The organism is Pseudomonas sp. SWI7 (genome assembly GCF_006351945.1).
In the GTDB taxonomy this organism is placed as follows: domain Bacteria; phylum Pseudomonadota; class Gammaproteobacteria; order Pseudomonadales; family Pseudomonadaceae; genus Aquipseudomonas; species Aquipseudomonas fulva.
Genome location: NZ_CP040930.1, coordinates 4,242,032 through 4,260,339, shown reverse-complemented (window position 1 = coordinate 4,260,339; position 18,308 = coordinate 4,242,032). Strand labels below are relative to the sequence as shown.

The 18,308-nt window shown below is 61.4% G+C and carries 13 protein-coding genes, 1 tRNA gene and 2 pseudogenes; 14 read left to right on the top strand and 2 right to left on the bottom strand.

The annotated features are described in order from the left end of the window. Positions 1–170 precede the first annotated feature (170 nt). The 3 genes and pseudogenes from FH041_RS19465 to FH041_RS19455 form a co-directional block, all read left to right on the top strand. A pseudogene (locus tag FH041_RS19465) lies at positions 171–3,134 on the top strand (EAL domain-containing protein); the annotation flags it as partial. Positions 3,135–3,150: 16 nt separating this feature from the next. Further along, positions 3,151–3,227: transfer RNA gene (locus FH041_RS19460), tRNA-Ile, on the top strand. A gap of 171 nt (positions 3,228–3,398) precedes the next feature. After that, positions 3,399–4,018: pseudogene (locus FH041_RS19455) on the top strand (site-specific integrase); the annotation flags it as partial. Between the two features lie 125 nt (positions 4,019–4,143). Here the strand turns inward: FH041_RS19455 and FH041_RS19450 are convergent. Then, complete coding sequence (locus tag FH041_RS19450) at positions 4,144–4,704, bottom strand: HNH endonuclease (RefSeq protein WP_033694887.1); 561 nt, start codon at positions 4,702–4,704, stop codon at positions 4,144–4,146. Positions 4,705–5,103: 399 nt separating this feature from the next. Further along, positions 5,104–6,069 carry a lipopolysaccharide assembly protein LapB gene (locus FH041_RS19445; RefSeq protein WP_027913615.1) on the bottom strand — a complete coding sequence of 322 codons (966 nt, stop codon included), beginning with the start codon at positions 6,067–6,069 and terminating at the stop codon, positions 5,104–5,106. Between the two features lie 283 nt (positions 6,070–6,352). On the opposite strand from FH041_RS19445, the gene FH041_RS19440 reads away from it, so the two are divergent. The 11 genes from FH041_RS19440 (at position 6,353) to FH041_RS19390 (ending at position 18,289) form a co-directional block, all read left to right on the top strand. Continuing rightward, on the top strand, positions 6,353–7,477 hold the full coding sequence (locus FH041_RS19440; RefSeq protein ID WP_140174975.1) for a Fic family protein: 1,125 nt from the start codon (positions 6,353–6,355) through the stop codon (positions 7,475–7,477). Between the two features lie 100 nt (positions 7,478–7,577). Beyond that, positions 7,578–8,039 (top strand): Lrp/AsnC family transcriptional regulator, encoded by a 462-nt coding sequence (locus FH041_RS19435; protein WP_027913613.1) that lies wholly within the window; start codon positions 7,578–7,580, stop codon positions 8,037–8,039. A 184-nt stretch (positions 8,040–8,223) separates the two neighbouring features. After that, positions 8,224–9,906: an NAD(P)/FAD-dependent oxidoreductase gene (locus FH041_RS19430; protein ID WP_027913612.1), complete on the top strand. Its 1,683-nt coding sequence runs from the start codon at positions 8,224–8,226 to the stop codon at positions 9,904–9,906. A 13-nt stretch (positions 9,907–9,919) separates the two neighbouring features. Then, entirely contained in the window at positions 9,920–10,726 is an 807-nt protein-coding gene (locus FH041_RS19425) for a carbon-nitrogen hydrolase family protein (protein ID WP_140174973.1), read from the top strand. Positions 10,727–10,773: 47 nt separating this feature from the next. Then, positions 10,774–13,101 carry a pyrroloquinoline quinone biosynthesis protein PqqF gene (pqqF, locus tag FH041_RS19420; RefSeq protein ID WP_140174971.1) on the top strand — a complete coding sequence of 776 codons (2,328 nt, stop codon included), beginning with the start codon at positions 10,774–10,776 and terminating at the stop codon, positions 13,099–13,101. Between the two features lie 127 nt (positions 13,102–13,228). After that, on the top strand, positions 13,229–13,300 hold the full coding sequence (gene pqqA / locus FH041_RS19415) for a pyrroloquinoline quinone precursor peptide PqqA (RefSeq protein WP_003243383.1): 72 nt from the start codon (positions 13,229–13,231) through the stop codon (positions 13,298–13,300). An 84-nt stretch (positions 13,301–13,384) separates the two neighbouring features. After that, positions 13,385–14,296: a pyrroloquinoline quinone biosynthesis protein PqqB gene (pqqB, locus tag FH041_RS19410; RefSeq protein WP_140174969.1), complete on the top strand. Its 912-nt coding sequence runs from the start codon at positions 13,385–13,387 to the stop codon at positions 14,294–14,296. 41 nt (positions 14,297–14,337) lie between these two features. Continuing rightward, complete coding sequence (pqqC, locus tag FH041_RS19405; protein ID WP_023532576.1) at positions 14,338–15,093, top strand: pyrroloquinoline-quinone synthase PqqC; 756 nt, start codon at positions 14,338–14,340, stop codon at positions 15,091–15,093. Further along, on the top strand, positions 15,090–15,365 hold the full coding sequence (pqqD, locus tag FH041_RS19400; protein ID WP_023532357.1) for a pyrroloquinoline quinone biosynthesis peptide chaperone PqqD: 276 nt from the start codon (positions 15,090–15,092) through the stop codon (positions 15,363–15,365). The genes pqqC and pqqD overlap by 4 nt, the downstream gene beginning before the upstream one ends. After that, positions 15,337–16,497 carry a pyrroloquinoline quinone biosynthesis protein PqqE gene (gene pqqE, locus FH041_RS19395; RefSeq protein ID WP_104926578.1) on the top strand — a complete coding sequence of 387 codons (1,161 nt, stop codon included), beginning with the start codon at positions 15,337–15,339 and terminating at the stop codon, positions 16,495–16,497. Before pqqD ends, pqqE begins: the two co-directional genes overlap by 29 nt. Continuing rightward, positions 16,463–18,289 carry a S9 family peptidase gene (locus FH041_RS19390; protein WP_088522863.1) on the top strand — a complete coding sequence of 609 codons (1,827 nt, stop codon included), beginning with the start codon at positions 16,463–16,465 and terminating at the stop codon, positions 18,287–18,289. The genes pqqE and FH041_RS19390 overlap by 35 nt, the downstream gene beginning before the upstream one ends. Positions 18,290–18,308: the final 19 nt, after the last annotated feature.

Below are 18,308 nucleotides of genomic sequence, written 5' to 3'. Positions count from 1 at the left end.
TGCCCCTGATGCCGGCAATCCTGCTGGTGACCCTGAGCCTGTGGACCACGACGGGCGTTGCGCAAGTGCAACAGCCAAGTTCGGTCGCCGAGTACGTCGCCGTGGCGATGCCCAGCCCAACCACGGGGCAACCCGACTCCCCGCAAGCCTCCGCACAGCACGGCACTGCCCGCATGTTCTGGTCCGATCTGGTGGTGTACGGCGTACCCACCGTATTGTTGCTGGTACTGGTGCTGGCCACGGTCATGCGTATCAACCGGCGCCTGAGCTCCGAAATCTCCCGGCGCATCGCACTGGAACAGGAGCTGCGCAGCAGCGAGTACCATTACCGTGGTCTGGTCGAGAGCCTTTCAGCCATCGCCTGGGAAGCGGACGTGAACGATTTCACGTACAGCTATGTATCGCCCCATGCCGAAGCTTTGCTCGGTTACCCCCTGAGCAATTGGCTAAAGCCCGGTTTCTGGCGCAGCATCGTGCACCCTGACGATGCGTTATGGGCTCAGGCCTACTGCGAAAGCGAAACCGCCGCCGGGCGCGACCACAGCCTGGATTACCGGGTGATTCGTGCCGATGGCCAAGCGTTGTGGGTGCGCAACATCGTCAGCATGATCAAGCATGGTCACCAGCCCGTCATGCGCGGCCTGATGATCGACATCAGTGAAACCAAGCGCACCGAAGATGCGCTGCGTCTGTCCGAGCAGAAGTTTGCCTCGGTGTTCCAGCAGTGCCCGGACATCTTGCTGATCGCCCGCCACAGCGACGGCTGCTTGCTGGAGGTCAACGAAGCGTTCGAGGAGCAGATAGGCCTGACGCCTGGCCAGGTCATCGGCCGGACGGCGACCGAGCTCAATCTATGGGCAGTCGAGGGTTCAGGCCCTCGCTTGCTGGAGCGCCTGCACCTGGGCGGCATCCGCAACCTGGAAATGAGCTTCAGGCGCAGCAACGGCCAGGTGTTCACAGGGCTTACGTCTGCTGAAACCTTCGAACTCGACGGCACACCTGCGCTGGTGGTCGCCGTACGCGACATCAGCCAGCTCAAGGAAACCCAGCAACAACTGCAGATTTCCGAAGAAAAGTTCGCCAAGGCGTTTCATGCCTCACCAGACGGCCTGTTGCTGTCCCGTCAGCACGATGGCTTGCTGCTGGAGGTCAACGACGGGTTTTGCCGCCTGACCGGCTACGCCCTGCACCCGACCCTGGACCAGACGTCGCTGGACCTTGGCATCTGGGTAGACCTCAATGAACGCAAGCGTCTGCTCGACCAGCTCAACCGAGAAGGCTTCGTACGCGACTTCACCTGCCATATCCGCCGTAGCGACGGGCAGATTCGCCTGTGCGAATTGTCTGCGCGCCCGCTGCCAATCGCCGGCACCGACTGTATGTTGACCATCGCACGGGACATTACCGAGCGCCACCTGATGCAGGAAAAACTGCAACTGGCCGCCACAGTGTTCGAAAACACGGCCGAGGGCGTGCTGATCACCGACATCGACCAGCGCATCAGTGCGGTGAACCGTGCCTTCAGCGAGATCACCGGCTACAGCGAGATCGAAGCGCTGGGCCAGACCCCCCGCCTGCTCGCCTCGGGCCAGCATGACAGCGCCTTCTACGCTGCCCTGTGGCATCAACTGACCGATGAAGGGCACTGGCAGGGCGAGATCTACAACAAACGCAAGAACGGCGAGCTGTACCCTAGCTGGCTGACCATCAGTGCCGTGCGCAATGCCGAGCGCGAGATCACGCACTTCGTGGCGGTGTTCGCCGACATCTCCAGCATCAAGCACGCACAAGCCGAGCTGGACTATCAGGCACATCACGACCCCCTTACTGGCCTGCCCAACCGCACCCTGTTCGAAAATCGGCTCCAGGCCGTGCTGACCTGTGGACAACTGTCCAATCGCCAAGGCGCCGTGCTGTTCCTGGACCTGGACCGTTTCAAGCACATCAACGACAGCCTCGGCCATCCGGTAGGCGACCTGCTGCTCAAGGGCATCGCACAGCGCCTCAAAGAGCAGGTGCGCGACGTGGACACCGTGGCGCGCCTGGGGGGCGACGAATTCATCATCCTGCTGCCTGGCCTGCACAAGCCCAGTGACGCGAGCACCATCGCCAACAAGCTGCTGGCGTGTTTCAACGCCCCCTTCCAGGCCGGCGAGCATGAGTTCTTCACCAGCGCCAGCATCGGCATAAGCCTCTACCCACACGACGGCAGCGATGTCGCCACGCTCATCCGCAACGCCGATGCCGCCATGTACCGCTCCAAGGCCAAGGGGCGCAACCGGGTGGAAGTCTATACCCGCGACCTTACCGCCCAGGCCAGTGAGCGTGTTGCCCTGGAGCACGAACTGCGCCGGGCCATCGAACGCAACGAGATGAGCCTGTGCTTCCAGCCCAAGCTCAGCCTGCAAACCCAGACCCTGGTCGGTGCCGAAGCCTTGATCCGCTGGAGCCACCCGACATTTGGCGAAGTGCCACCGGAGCATTTCATCCACCTGGCAGAGGAAAACGGCACCATCCTGCAACTGGGCGATTGGGTACTGGAACAGGCCTGCCGCCAGATGCAAGTCTGGAAACAGCGTTACGAACCCTTTGGCCCGCTGTCGATCAACCTGGCCGGCGCGCAGCTTCGCCAACCCAACCTGGCACGGCGCATCGAGGCACTGCTCAAGCAACACCAACTCAAGGCCGGCGATCTACAGCTGGAGATCACCGAAAACTTCATCATGAGCCAAGCCGAAGAAGCCCTCGCGGTTCTGCACCAGTTGAAGAAATTGGGCGTGCAACTGGCGATCGACGATTTTGGCACCGGTTATTCGTCGTTGAGCTACCTCAAGCGGCTGCCGCTGGACATCCTCAAGATCGACAAATCCTTCATCCGCGGCCTGCCCGACGACCCCCACGATGCCGCTATCGCCCGCGCCATCATCGCGCTGGGCCGCAGCATGCAGCTGACCATCATTGCCGAAGGCGTCGAGAACCAGGCCCAGCAGCGATTTCTGGCTACCGAAGGCTGCGAGCAGATCCAGGGCTACATCGTCAGCCTGCCCTTGCTGCCGGAGGAATTCGCTGCGCAATTTCTTCGTATAGCACTAACGGATCTTTCGGATGGCACAGGTGCGAAACCCTCGTTATAATCGCGCCTCCTACTGAGGGCCTATAGCTCAGTTGGTTAGAGCAGAGGACTCATAATCCTTTGGTCCACGGTTCGAGTCCGTGTGGGCCCACCATACCCAAAGCCGCGCACTGCGCGGCTTTCGTGTTTTTGGCGGAACCACCTCAGATACAGTCCTATGGTCTAAAGGTACAAATTAGGTACAGTGCGGCTTCGCTTGCACGCCTTTGGACTCCTTCAGATGGCTTCAATCGTCAAAACCCCTGCCGGTTCCTAGAGGGCCGTTATCCGCAAGACCGGGTGGCCAACCAACGCCAAAACCTTCCGCACCAAACGCGATGCTGAGGATTGGTCACGACGCACCTAAGACGAGATGGTGCGCGGTGTGTACATCCAGTGCAGCGGCTCAGAGCGCATGACGCTTGAAATGGCGCTCAAGCGCTACCTGAACGACATCACTCCCACCAAGAAGCCTGCAACCAACGCGGCGAGACATCGAAAGCCAAGAAGCTCACAGAGCCCCTGGGCAAATATTCGCTTGCGGCGCTTTCTGCTGAAATTATTGCCAACTATCGCGACAAGCGCTTGAGCGAGAAAGGGCGCGTAGGAACCACCAGCAACAACGCCGTACGCCTGGAGCTTGCCCTACTCAGCCATCTATTCACCGTGGTCATCCAGGAGTGGGGCTTGGGCCTCACCTTCAACCCGGTGCTGAACATTCGCAAACCAAGCCCGGGCGAAGGGCGTAATCGTCGCCTTTCTACCGATGAAGAAAGACGACTCATGGCCGCAGTGAACAAGCACAGCAATCCCATGCTTGGCTGGATCGTCAGTATCGCTTTTGAGACGGGTATGCGCTCTGCCGAGATCAGCACGCTGCGTAGACCTATGGTCGATCTGCATCGAAACTAGGCACATTTCACCTACAATCTGGCATCTCAGTATCACCAGCGATCATGAAGCTGAAGGGGTTTCTACCTACACGATCACACGGATGGTCTCGGGCCATTGCGAATCCCTCTAAAATAATTTCAGAGATTTGCCCGTACGAGTGCCGCCACCATGCTTGGTGGGGATGTCCGCCATACCTCGCGAGCGATTTGAAGGCGGCTGTATTTTTCATTCCCTACAAAGCTGCGCATGTGATCGCACTCCTGCAGACGAATGAAAAAAAACAACATGTGATCATCAATGTAGTAGAACTCGTCATGATCAAAGCCCTGGGCACGCGCAGATTCGATCAAGTAGTCTAGGTAAACGAAGGAGTCATCTAGGTTATCACCACCTTCTGCATCAACCGGCAAACGCAGATTTGGTTTTCTATTGAATGTGGCGTGTTGCCGTTCATGGCATTCGTAGCAAAGGGTGATGCCGTTGCCAGGCTGGAACCAACCATGCGGGTATAAGGCTCTACGAAAGATGTGATGGGCTTGAACACGATCATCTGAAGCACAGACGACACATTGATTGCCATCTCTAGCCTTAATGAACCGGCTCCAGAGCTGAAGACACCATTTATCCGACCGCCCCTGCTTCACAGCCAGAATCAATCTTAGCTGTTTATCAATAAGATCCAACCGCACCTCTTCCATAGCACCTCCCTTCTCACGAAACCCTACGCGAATGCTCTGCCATCGCGAGGTCTGCCTGACAATAATCAAAATGGAGGGCTGAGGTTGCCCCCAGGTATAGATTTCAGCCAGGACAGAGATGCCTTATGGATCATCATGAGTGCCTGTACATTTGGGGTACGGTACTCAGGTTGGTCAACCTTTTAAGAACTACGCTAAATCCTTTGTATTACGTGGCCTCCAGCTATGCTTACCTCCTCCAAGCCTTGAGTGATTTCGCTAGGCATAACGCCTAGCCCAGCAACTCATAATCCTTTGGTCCACGGTTCGAGTCCGTATGGGCCCACCATATTCAAAGCCGCGCACTGCGCGGCTTTCGGCTTTCTGGGTCGGCGGCGCGGGCGGCAAGGTCACCGTGGCTCAGGCCAGCAACCGGTCGATCAACGCCTGCTCGTAATCGTTGAGTGGCTGATCCTCGTAGAGCTTGTCGGAGGCCGCGACCAGCGCCTGGCCCTCGACCTCACGCCCACTGTCACCATAGACATGCCCAAGGTTCTCCAGCGACTGCAGGTTGCCGTGCTCTGAGAAGGAAATCAGGTACCAGCGCTCGGCCGCCTCGAGCTCGCCCAGTCGGTGATAGGCCACAGCCAGGTTGTGCTGGGCGTAGACGTGGTCGGACTCCAAGGCCTGCAACAACGCCTGCTTGGCCTGTTGATAGTCTTCGAGCTGCAAGTAAAGAAGGCCAAGATTGTTGTAGCCGTCGACATTGCCCAACTCGGCCGCGCGCCGGTAGGCCTGCTCAGCCTGCGGATAACGCTCTGCATGCAGATGGACGTCACCCAGCAAGTTCAACGCCTCCGGATGATCGTGGCGCACAGCCTTGTTGAGGTGTTCGACGGCAGCATCGTGATCGCCATCCTGGTAGGCCATGCTGCCCAGGTAGAAGTGGCTACGGACACAGTCGTACTCGGTGGCTTTCTGGAAGTATTGGCGGGCGGTGTCGTGGTCACCCTCCTGGAAGGCCATGCTGCCAAGGTTGTAGTGGCTGCCCGGATAGTCGTGCTCGGCAGCCCTCTGGAAGTGTCGGCGGGCAACGTCGTGATCACCGTCTTGGTAGGCCATGATGCCCAGGTTGTAGTGGCTGCCGGGATAATCACGGTCGGCGGCCCTCTGGAAGTGTCGATGAGCATTGGCGCGATCATCACGTGCCAGGCTCACCGCGCCAACGCCATTCATCCAGCGCGGGTCGTCGGGACACGCCTTGGCAAGGTTCTCGAAGCACTGCTGCGCAGCGTCCAGATCCTGTGCTCGGAACGCCGCCCAGCCCTGGTCATTGAGCGCAGTCGCCTGCTCGGCACTGAGCGTTTTTTTATTCGTGAACCACATGGTGTTTCCTGCCTTGCGAGGGTCTGCCATGTTAAGGGCGTATAGAAAAGCCAACAAGGTAAAGGCTCTGCTGGGCAGGTTCGAACCACCTTCTCCGAAGCCGCGCAACTGTGCGGCTTTTTTGCATTTCATATCACGTCATGGGCCCGATGCCCGTGTTGAAACCGCCCTTGAGGCCACTATGTTCCCTGCTATGCATTGGACAGTGAGCCGAATAGGCGGCATTATCGGCTCATTTAATGAGCCGAATAGGCTCGCTAATCGGCTCACGTGAACGTAACCTATGAATGACCCGCAATGGATCTGGCAGCAGCCCGGTTGGCCAGGGTTTACTTGGCAAACTGAAACACTCGCCCCACTGCTGCACGCCTGCAGTCAGGCGCAGGGCCGTCTGTTGGGGATGCTCGATGCCGCAGGGCACGACACTGAAGTGCAGAGCAGCCTGGATGCCATGCTGCAGAACATAATCACCTCTTCCGCCATCGAGGGCGAGCAACTGAATGTTGGTTCCGTGCGCTCATCGCTGGCGCAGCGCTTAGGGTTGAACGAGGAAAGCCAATCAGCCACACCGCGATCAGAAGGCCTGGCAGCATTGCTGCTCGATGCCACTCAGGGGTATGAACAAACGCTAGACACAGAACGGCTCTTCATTTGGCACCGCTGGTTGTTTCCAAGCGATGACCCGCTGATGTCAAGACCTCTGCATATCGGCACATTGCGCGGCGATGAGCCCATGCAGGTGGTTTCCGGTCGGCTCCACCGCCCGACGGTCCACTTCGAAGCACCTGCGCGAACTGGCCTGGAAACACAAGTGGCGGATTTTCTCGTCTGGTTCGAGCGCAGTCGCCGCGATGCCAACCTGAACCCTTTCTTGCGTGCGGGTATCGCGCATCTTTGGTTCGTTACCCTGCACCCGTTCGATGACGGTAACGGCCGCCTTACCCGCGCCCTCACCGACTTGGCGTTGGCGCAAGGTGAACGACAAGCCATCCGTTTCTATGCGATGTCCGCGAGCATTCTCGACGACCGCGCCGGTTATTACCGCATCCTGGAAGCCAGTCAGAAAAGTGGACTGGACATCACCCGTTGGCTGTATTGGTTTCTGACCACCTTGCTCAACAGCCTGGAAAAGGCTCTCGTACGTATTGATCGAGTACTGGCAAAGGCGCGATTCTGGCAGGCGCACCGCGGCCAGGGGTTATCCGCAGAGCAGGTAAAAGTACTCAACCGTCTGCTCGACGGTGGCGAGCGCGGCTTCGAGCAAGGTATCAGCGCAGCGCAGTACCAAGCCGTAGCGAAAGTTTCCAAAGCCACTGCTACTCGCCACCTCAGTGATCTTCTGGAAAAAGGCTGCATCGAACGCCTGCCCGGTGGCGGCCGCAGTACGCGTTACCAAATAGCCCAGTGAGCCTCAATGAACGTCTGAGCGCAGCGGGGCAATCCTCCTTGCCCCCACCCACCCAGCCTAGCTAGGCTACCTCCCCCCCTTTCGCTCGCCGAGCCACGCCATGCCAGACCCTCGCCCGTTCGCCCTGGATGAAATCGACCGCCAGCTGATCGCCCTGTTGCAGATCAATGCCCGCGAAAGCGTAGCCATGCTCGCGCGCCAGTTGGGCATCGCTCGCACCACGGTCAACTCACGGCTTGAGCGGTTGGAGAAGAACAAGGTGATTTCCGGTTATGGCGTGCGCTTGGGGCAGCAGGTGATGGGCGGTGGGCTACAAGCGTATGTGGGCATCAAGGTGCAGCCACGCTCGGGCAAAGAGGTCGTCAAACGACTAAGCGCGATGGCCGCTGTGCGGCAGTTGTGCGCAGTGAGCGGCGAGTTCGACTACGTGGCCTGGCTGCACACGGAGTCACCGGAACAACTGGACCAGTTGCTGGACCGGATCGGCAACGTCGAGGGCGTCGAAAAAACCACCACGTCGATCATCCTCAGCAGCAAGGTGGATCGCGGTCAGGCGCTTTGAAACCAATGCTCATGAAGCCGAAATCGTCAAAGTGCTCACCTGACACGTCACTATGACCAACCCTGAGACATTTCGACCTCATTCTGCTTCTTAATAACGAAACGCCCCCTCTCTAAAATGACCGCCAGACGTCTCCTATACTCAGGCTCAGCACATCGCGCAGCCGCTCTGGCAAGGTCCTTCAATGAACAAGAACAACCGGCACCCTGACGACGGCAAGAAACCCATCACCATTTTCGGCCCGGATTTTCCATTCGCCTTCGATGACTGGCTGGAGCATCCGGCAGGCCTGGGCACGATTCCGGCTCAACGTCACGGCGAGGAAGTCGCGATCATCGGCGCCGGAATCGCCGGCTTGGTGGCCGCCTACGAGCTCATGAAACTGGGGCTCAAGCCAGTGGTATACGAAGCCTCGAAACTGGGTGGCCGGCTGCGCTCGCAAGCCTTCAATGGCACCGATGGCATCGTCGCCGAGTTGGGTGGCATGCGCTTTCCGGTCTCGTCCACGGCGTTCTATCACTACGTGGACAAGCTAGGGTTGCAGACCAAGCCCTTCCCTAACCCGTTGAGCTCGGCCTCCAGCAGCACGGTGATCGACCTCGAAGGCCAGACCTACTACGCCGAAACCCCTGCCGATCTTCCCCAGTTGTTTCATGAAGTGGCCGACGCCTGGGCTGACGCGCTGGAAAGCGGTGCGCAATTCGCCGATATCCAGCAAGCGATCCGTGATCGCGATGTACCACGCCTCAAGGCGCTGTGGAACAAACTCGTACCGCTGTGGGACGACCGCACGTTCTACGACTTCGTCGCCACCTCGCGCTCGTTCGCCAAGCTCAGCTTCCTGCACCGCGAAGTGTTCGGCCAGGTAGGCTTCGGCACAGGCGGTTGGGACTCTGACTTCCCCAACTCGATGCTGGAAATCTTCCGGGTGGTCATGACCAACTGCGATGATCATCAGCATCTGATCGTGGGCGGCGTGGAGCAGGTACCGCAAGGTATCTGGCGTCATCGGCCCGAGCGCTGCGCCCATTGGCCCGAGGGCACCAGCTTGCGGTCCCTGCATGGCGGCGCACCCCGCACCGGGGTCAAGCGGATCCAGCGCGCTGCCGATGGCCGCCTGGCCGTCACCGACAACTGGGGTGATACCCGCCAGTACGGCGCCGTGCTCGCCACCTGCCAGACGTGGTTGCTGACCACCCAGATCGACTGCGAAGAATCGCTGTTCTCCCAGAAAATGTGGATGGCACTGGACCGCACCCGCTACATGCAGTCGTCGAAAACCTTCGTCATGGTCGACAGGCCGTTCTGGAAGGACAAGGACCCGGAAACCGGCCGCGACCTGCTGAGCATGACCCTGACCGACCGCCTGACCCGCGGCACGTACCTGTTCGATAACGGCGACGACAAGCCGGGGGTCATCTGCCTGTCCTATGCCTGGATGAGCGATGCCTTGAAAATGCTGCCACACCCGGTCGAGAAACGCGTGCAGCTGGCCTTGGACGCGCTGAAGAAGATCTATCCGAAGACCGACATCGCCGGCCACATCATTGGCGATCCGATCACGGTGTCGTGGGAAGCGGACCCATATTTCCTCGGCGCCTTCAAAGGCGCTCTGCCCGGTCATTACCGCTACAACCAACGCATGTATGCCCACTTCATGCAAAAGGACATGCCCGCCGAGCAGCGCGGCATCTTCATTGCCGGCGACGACGTGTCCTGGACGCCTGCCTGGGTGGAGGGCGCCGTGCAGACGTCGCTCAATGCGGTGTGGGGTATCATCAATCACTTCGGCGGGCATACCCACCCCGAGAATCCGGGGCCAGGCGATGTGTTCGACGAGATCGGCCCGATCGCGCTGGCCGACTGACCCAGGAGCTGTCATGCGCATAGCCTTGTTCCAAGCGCTGCCTGGCCCGCTGGATGTGCCCGGCAACCTGCAGCGGCTGCGCGACCAGGCGCAGTTGGCGGCCGGCCAGGGCGCGTCACTGTTGGTTTGCCCGGAAATGTTTCTGACCGGCTACAACATCGGCTCGGCCCAGGTGCAGCAACTGGCCGAAGCCTGCGATGGCCCGTCAGCGCAGCACATCATGCAGACAGCGCAGACCTACGGCATCGCCATCGCCTACGGTTACCCGGAACGCGACCCAAACGGTGCCGTTTTCAACAGCGCGCAACTGATCGCTGCCGATGGCCGCACCCTGGGCAACTACCGCAAGACGCATCTGTTCGGTGAGCTTGATCGCACGATGTTCACGCAGGGGCCGGATCATTTTCCGGTCGTCGAGCTGGACGGCTGGAAAGTCAGCCTGCTGATCTGCTACGACATCGAGTTCCCGGAAAATGCCCGTCGGCTGGCCTTGGCCGGCGCCGAGCTCATCCTGGTCCCTACGGCCAACATGAAGCCTTACGACTTCGTTTGCCAGGTGACGGTGCGGGCCCGGGCCCAGGAAAACCAGTGTTACCTGGTGTATGCCAACTACTGCGGCACGGAAGACGCCATCGACTATTGCGGACAAAGCAGCATCGTCGGCCCGGATGGCGGCGTGTTGGGCATGGCAGGCCATGAAGAATGCCTGCTGCTGGCCGAGCTGGAACAGCAAGCCGTGGTGCAAGGCCGTCGAGCATTCCCCTACCTCACCGACCTGCGTCAGGCCTTGCACGGACGAACGCCTGGGCAGGATCACTGACAGCGCAGCGCTTGCAGGCTAGCATGGTCGGACCACACGGAGCCCCCATGCCTGACACCATCCGCCAGCTCACCCTTGCCAACGGCCTGCAGCTCACTCTGCGCCACGCCCCTCGTCTCAAGCGCGCCGCGGCGGCGCTCAGGGTGCACGCGGGCGGCCACGACGCCCCTGCCAAGTGGCCTGGGCTGGCGCATTTTCTCGAGCACCTGTTCTTTCTGGGTACAACGCGTTATCCCCTCGAAAATGGCCTGATGCGCTACGTGCAGGCGCTCGGCGGCCAGGTCAATGCAAGCACCCGCGAGCGGACGACGGACTTCTTCTTCGAAACCCCACCCACAGCCTTGGCGGGCGGTTTGATGCGGCTGTGCCAGATGCTGGCCGAGCCGGACCTGGCCATCGCCCGCCAACGCGACGAGCGCGAAGTGATCCACGCCGAATTCATCGCCTGGTCGCGCAGTCGTCAGGCCCAGGCGCATCATGCCTTGCTGCAATCCGTCGCGCCGTGTCATCCGTTGCGCGCCTTCCAGGCCGGTAACCGTTACACCTTACCGCTGCAAGACCCCGCCTTCCAGCAAGCACTGAGGGACTTTCACCGACGCTATTACCAGGGTGGCCAAATGGTGCTGGCGGTGAGCGGCCCTCAGCCCCTGGATGAACTGGAACAGTTGGCCGTGCCCCCCGCACAACTGTTCGCCAGCGGCACGCGCGAGCTGCAGCGCCCTCCACCCCCATTGGGCACAAGCTGCAACCCGCAACTGTTCGCTCATGACCAGATGCCGGCCGGCGCAGAGCATGCCCTAGCGCTGCTGATCAGTTGCCTGAACGACAGCCGGCCCGGTATGTGGCTCGCTGCCGCGCGCCAGCACTGCGGGTTGCAGGCCATCAAGGTTGAAACGCTCTACGCCTTCGCCGGGCAATTGCTCTGGCACATCGACCTGACGCCAGGCACCGGTGTGGCTGTTGGGCAGGCCATGGCCCTGCTTCACGGCTGGTTCGGATACATGCAGAACGCGGACTTGGCGCAGCTCAATCGAGAATTCGGCCGTTTGCAAAGGCGTCGTGAGCACAGCGCCAGCGCCATGGAGCTGGCACGCAGGGACAGCGCAGGGCTTCCCTTTACCGCGCTCGACACACAGGGCCAGCGCGCTTTTGCTGCGCTTCTGGCGAGCCTGCCCCATTCGGACCAGGGTCGCTGGCAGCTCCCTGTGAGCGAGCCGTTGCTGCACACACCGTTGCCTGAGACCGGTGAGTGGTCCTTACCCGGTGGACTGAGCATCAGCGACGCCTTGCCTGCTACGCGTCAGCAAGCAGCCCTGCTTGTGCGTTGGCAGGTACCCCTTGCTTTGAAGGAATCACTGCATGCCGTTCTGGATCAAGCCCTGGCCCCACTCAAAGCGCGCTGCGAGCGCGCTTCGGTACAGCTGAGTTTCGCCAGGGCCGGCCAGGGATGGGCGCTGCGCTGCGCAGGCGTAGCTTCGGCCGTGGTCACCGCCATGGGGATTGCCCTGCCATTGTTGAAGGCCCCGCCGGCCGACTGCTGGGCTGACCGCACAGTGCCACCCAGTGAGCCCATGCCCATCAGGGCACTGCTCGAGCAGTTGCCAAACGCCGTGGCAGGCCTCGAGGTGCAGGCGGTGACCGTGTCACGGCAAAGCCAGGCCCAACTCGACAGGCTCTGGCAACAGGCCACCTGGCATGGGTTGGCTGTGGGTTTCGATACAGATACACAGCGGGCACTGGCAGCCGTCCTGCAAGGCCTGCCTGGCCATGGCCGCGCGCCTGTTCCCGTCCCACCGCCCGCCCGTCGTTGGCACACGGTGGACGGGTACGGCAGCGAGCATGCCCTCCTGTTGTTCTACCCTCTGCCAGCGGGCATGGAGGCAGCGGGCAGGCTGCTGGCTCACCTGCTTCAAGGCCCTGTCTATCAACGTTTGCGGGTCGAACTGCAACTGGGCTATGCGGTGTTCAGCGCCATGCGCCAGGTGGAGGGCGTGCACGGGCTGATGATCGGCGTGCAATCGCCCCACGCCAGCCCGGCGATGATCCTGGAACAGGTGGTCACCTTGTTGCGCGAGCGCGTCACGCTCGATCTTTCCTCACAGCAACTGCTGGCCGATCAGTTCGATGAAGCGGTGATGAGCAACGCCGAGGTCGTGGAGTGGGCCTGGCAGACACACCTGGCTACACAACCCTGGACGCTGGATGGCGTACGCAGGGCTATCCTCAACGTGCGGCAGCATGATCTGGACAGGCTGCAGGACGCATTGCTCAATGGGCAGGCGCCCTGGATCTGTCTGGCCACCGCTGCCGCGCCACCTGACTTTCAGGCCAAGCAGCGCGAGATTATTGCACCTGGTGCAACGCTACTTTCCTGATACACAGTCTTCGGATGAACGGTTTTCTTGTAAGATAGCGCAACCCTGATTCAGGGAACCTCCTGCCTATGGCGGTACCCAAGTAGTAGTCAAGCGTTCCTCAAACCCATTCGGAAGGAGTAATCCCATGTGGACCAAACCTGCATACACTGACCTGCGTATCGGCTTCGAAGTCACCATGTACTTCGCCAACCGCTAAGCACGGCTTAGGGTACGACGCCTCGGCCTGCCGGGGCGTTTTCGTTTTTCAGGCATGACTTTCCGCACAGCATAGAGAGCACCCATGTATATCCAGGTTCTCGGCTCGGCCGCCGGTGGCGGATTTCCGCAGTGGAACTGCAACTGCGTCAATTGCAAGGGCTTCAGGGACGGTACCCTGCGGGCCACTGCCCGCACCCAGTCATCCATCGCCCTGTCCGACGACGGTGTGCATTGGGTATTGTGCAACGCTTCGCCAGACATTCGCGCACAGCTTCAGGCCTTCGCGCCCATGCAGCCTGCCCGGGGTCTGCGCGACACCGGCATAGACGCCATCCTCCTGCTGGACAGCCAGATCGACCACACCACTGGCCTGCTCAGCCTGCGCGAAGGTTGCCCGCACCCGGTGTGGTGCACCGACATGGTCCATCAGGACCTGACCACCGGCTTTCCGCTGTTCACCATGCTCAGCCACTGGAACGGCGGCCTGCAATGGAACCGTATCGAGCTTGAGGGCAGTTTCGTCATCCAGGCCTGCCCCAACCTGCGGTTCACCCCTTTCCCGCTGCGCAGTGCGGCGCCGCCTTATTCGCCACACCGTTTCGACCCGCACCCAGGCGATAACCTCGGCCTGCTGGTCGAGGACACCCGCACCGGTGGCAAGCTGTTCTATGCGCCCGGCCTTGGCCAGGTGGACGAGCAACTGCTGGAGATGATGCAAGGCGCCGACTGTCTGCTGGTCGATGGCACCTTGTGGGAAGACGACGAAATGCAGCGCCGCGGTGTGGGCACGCGCACCGGCCGTGAAATGGGCCACCTGGCCCAGAACGGCGCCGGCGGCATGCTCGAGGTGCTCGACGGCTTTGCACGCCAGCGCAAAGTGCTTATCCACATCAACAACACCAACCCGATTCTCGACGAAGACTCCCCCGAGCGTGCCGAAGTGCTGCGCCGCGGTGTGGAAGTGGCCTTCGACGGCATGAGCATCGAGTTGTAACGGGCCTGCCCGCCACCTCAAGTCTTCCAGGAGCCAGCCGAATGAGCGATGCACTGCCGATGTCCCCTGCCGAGTTCGAGCAGGCCCTGCGCGCCAAGGGCGCCTACTACCACATTCACCACCCCTACCACGTGGCCATGTATGAAGGCCGTGCTACCCGCGAACAGATCCAGGGTTGGGTAGCCAACCGCTTCTATTACCAGGTCAACATCCCGATGAAGGACGCCGCCATCCTGGCCAACTGCCCGGATCGCGAGGTGCGCCGGGAGTGGATACAGCGCTTGCTCGACCACGATGGCGCACCTGGTGAGGATGGCGGCATCGAAGCCTGGCTGCGACTGGGCCAGGCGGTTGGTCTTGACCCCGAGCAGTTGCGCTCACAGGAGCTGGTATTGCCGGGGGTGCGCTTTGCCGTGGACGCCTACGTCAATTTCGCCCGTCGCGCCAGCTGGCAGGAAGCGGCCAGCAGCTCGCTGACCGAGCTTTTCGCCCCGCAGATCCACCAATCGCGCCTGGACAGCTGGCCACAGCACTACCCTTGGATCGACCCGGCAGGCTACGCGTATTTCCGCACGCGCCTTGGCCAGGCTCGCCGCGACGTTGAGCATGGCCTGGCCATTACGTTGCAGCACTACACCACCTGGGCTGGGCAGCAGCGGATGCTGGAAATCCTCCAGTTCAAGCTGGACATCCTGTGGAGCATGCTCGATGCCATGAGCATGGCCTACGAGCTGAACCGGCCGCCTTATCACTCCGTTACCCAGGAACGGGTATGGCATAAAGGGATCACCCTATGAATTTCGATCGTCAGCAAGTGCCCAGGTGGCGCCAGGGTTACCGCTTCCAGTACGAGCCTGCCCAGAAAGGCCATGTGCTGCTCTACCCTGAAGGCATGATCAAGCTCAACGAAAGCGCCAGCCTGATCGGAGGGCTGATCGACGGTCAGCGCGATGTGGCAGCCATCATCGACGCACTCCAGCAGCAATTCCCCGATGTGCCGGAAGTGGCCGACGATATCGAGCAGTTCATGGAGGTGGCCCGTGCCGAACACTGGATCGAGCTTGCCTGAGCTGCCGCCCACGCCCGAAGTCGGCCTGCCGCTGTGGCTGCTGGCCGAGCTGACCTATCGTTGCCCGCTGCAATGCCCCTATTGCTCCAACCCTCTGGATTTCGCAGCCCAGGGCCAGGAGTTGAGCACTGCGCAGTGGTTCAAGGTCATGGCCCAGGCCCGCGAGATGGGCGCCGCGCAGATTGGGTTCTCCGGGGGCGAACCTCTGGTTCGCCAGGACCTCGCCGAGCTGATCGCCGAGGCCCGCCGGCTGGGGTACTACACCAACCTGATCACCTCCGGTATCGGCTTGACCGAGGCGCGCATCGCCGCCTTCAAGCAGGCCGGCCTGGACCATATACAGATCAGCTTTCAGGCCAGCGACGAGCAAGTGAACAACCTGCTGGCCGGCTCCCGAAAGGCGTTCGCACAAAAGTTGGAAATGGCCCGCGCCGTGAAGGCCCACGGTTACCCCATGGTGCTCAACTTCGTTACCCATCGGCACAACATCGACAAGATCGACCGCATCATCGAGCTGTGCATCGCACTGGATGCGGATTTCGTAGAACTGGCCACGTGCCAGTTCTACGGATGGGCGCACCTGAACCGGGTCGGGCTGCTGCCCACCCGTGATCAGCTGGAGCGGGCCGAGCGGATCACCAATGAATACCGCGACAAGCTCAAAGCCGAAGGCAACCCGTGCAAGCTGATCTTCGTCACGCCGGACTACTACGAGGAGCGGCCCAAGGCCTGCATGAACGGTTGGGGCAATCTGTTCCTGACCATCACTCCCGACGGCACCGCGCTGCCGTGCCATGGCGCCCGTCAGTTGCCGGTGCAGTTCCCCAACGTGCGCGACCATGACCTGCGACACATCTGGTACGAGTCGTTCGGTTTCAACCGCTTCCGTGGCTACCAATGGATGCCGGAACCCTGCCGCTCCTGCGATGAGAAGGAGAAGGACTTTGGCGGCTGCCGCTGCCAAGCCTTCATGCTCACCGGTGATGCCAGCAATGCCGACCCGGTATGCGCCAAGTCGCCCGACCATGACTTGATCCTGAAGGCCCGCGAGCAGGCGCAAAGCGCCGACCTCGCCATAGAACAGATGACTTTCCGAAATGAACGAAACTCCCGTGTCATCGCCCGAGGCTGAGTTCACCGCCGCCCAGGCTGTCGCCGCCGGCACCGATTTCGCCGAACTCAAGGTCGGTGACGCCGGCCTGTTCTGGGTCGAGTTTCGGCCTGCCGACGACGCTTGCCGCATTTGGCACTGGCATCATCACCAGGCACGCTGCCTGACCCCCGACGGCTTCAGTGTACGCAGCCGTGTCTACGAATATGGCGGGGGCAGTTTCTGCCTGGGCGGGGACGGACTGGTGTTCGTCAACGAAAAGGACCAGCAGGTTTACACCCAACCTTTGGACAACACGCCGCCGCGCGCCCTTACCCATGACCCCGCCTGCCGTTATGGCGATGTGCAATGGCATGGCGGGCAGGCCCTGGCCGTGGAGGAGCGCCATGGCGAAACCGTGGAGCACCGTCTGGTGGCCTTGGCCGAGGGCACACGTCAGGTGCTAGTCGAAGGCGCCGATTTCTACGCTTCGCCCACGGTCAGCCCGGACGGGGAGCGCCTGGCCTGGATCGAATGGGATCGCCCGGCGCAGCCGTGGACGGTAACGCGACTCATGACCTGCCGTCGCGAGGCCAGCGGCCAATGGGGGCCAGCGCAAACAGTAGCCGCGGGCGATGAATCGCTGCAGCAGCCCCGATTCGATGAGGCCAACCGCCTGTACTGCCTGTCCGATCGCGATGGTTTCTGGCAGCCGTGGGGCGAGCGTGACGACGGCTGGCAAGCGCTGGCAAGCGAGCCTGCCGACCATGCCGCAGCGCCGTGGCAACTGGGCGCCAGTACCTGGCTGGCACTCGGGCCACAGCATTACCTGGCTACTTGGTTCGAAGCAGGTTTCGGACAACTGGGTCTGCGCACGCCCGATGGTCGCACTGAGCGGTTCGCCAGCGCCTACACCCGCTTTCGGCACCTGGCCATGGACGCCACCTGCGTGTATGCCATCGCCGCCTCGCCCATCAGCCCGGCGGCGGTCATTGCGATTGCGCGTGACACTCACGAAGTGAGCATACTGGCTGGGGGCGCCGAGGTACTGCCGGCGCATCGGGTCAGCATGCCCCAATCATTTCATTGCGGAACCGGGAGTGCGCTGGCCCATGGCTTTTTCTATCCGGCGGCAGGCAGCACTACGCCATCGCCGCTGATCGTCTTCATTCATGGTGGCCCGACCTCGGCCTGCTATCCGGTGCTCGACCCGAGGATCCAGTTCTGGACGCAACGAGGTTTTGCCGTTGCGGACCTCAACTACCGCGGCAGTAGCGGCTATGGCCGCGCGTACCGCCATGCGTTGCACTTGCGTTGGGGGCAAAGCGATGTGGAAGATGCTTGCTCAGCCGTCGAGCGCCTGGCGGCCGATGGCCTGATCGACAAGACCAAAGTGTTCATCCGTGGCGGCAGTGCCGGCGGCTACACCGCCCTCTGCGCACTGGCGTTCAGGGAGGTATTCCGGGCAGGCGCGAGCCTGTATGGCGTCAGCGACCCGGTTGCATTGGCGCGTGCCACGCACAAGTTCGAGGGTGACTACCTGGACTGGCTGATCGGTGATCCGGAACAGGATGCCGAGCGCTACCGGCAGCGCACGCCGCTCCTGCATGCCGAGCGAATCAAGGTGCCGGTGGTGTTCTTTCAAGGGGAACTGGATGCGGTCGTGGTGCCGGAGCAGACCCGCGCCATGCTCGCAGCGCTCAACGCCAATGGCATCGAGGCCCAGGCACATTTCTACGCGGGGGAGCGGCACGGGTTTCGCAAGGCCCGTAACCTTGAGCATGCGCTCGAACAGGAATGGCGATTCTACTGCAAGGTGCTTGAGCAGCATTGAACCTGCGGCTCACGGCTAC

Coding starts and splice junctions, on each gene's coding strand:
- pqqB (WP_140174969.1), top strand. CDS start 13,385: ATGTATATCCAGGTTCTCGGCTCGGCCGCCGGTGGCGGATTTCCGCAG.
- FH041_RS19440 (WP_140174975.1), top strand. CDS start 6,353: ATGAATGACCCGCAATGGATCTGGCAGCAGCCCGGTTGGCCAGGGTTT.
- FH041_RS19450 (WP_033694887.1), bottom strand. CDS start 4,704: ATGGAAGAGGTGCGGTTGGATCTTATTGATAAACAGCTAAGATTGATT.
- pqqC (WP_023532576.1), top strand. CDS start 14,338: ATGAGCGATGCACTGCCGATGTCCCCTGCCGAGTTCGAGCAGGCCCTG.
- FH041_RS19425 (WP_140174973.1), top strand. CDS start 9,920: ATGCGCATAGCCTTGTTCCAAGCGCTGCCTGGCCCGCTGGATGTGCCC.
- pqqD (WP_023532357.1), top strand. CDS start 15,090: ATGAATTTCGATCGTCAGCAAGTGCCCAGGTGGCGCCAGGGTTACCGC.
- pqqF (WP_140174971.1), top strand. CDS start 10,774: ATGCCTGACACCATCCGCCAGCTCACCCTTGCCAACGGCCTGCAGCTC.
- FH041_RS19435 (WP_027913613.1), top strand. CDS start 7,578: ATGCCAGACCCTCGCCCGTTCGCCCTGGATGAAATCGACCGCCAGCTG.
- FH041_RS19430 (WP_027913612.1), top strand. CDS start 8,224: ATGAACAAGAACAACCGGCACCCTGACGACGGCAAGAAACCCATCACC.
- FH041_RS19445 (WP_027913615.1), bottom strand. CDS start 6,069: ATGTGGTTCACGAATAAAAAAACGCTCAGTGCCGAGCAGGCGACTGCG.
- FH041_RS19390 (WP_088522863.1), top strand. CDS start 16,463: ATGAACGAAACTCCCGTGTCATCGCCCGAGGCTGAGTTCACCGCCGCC.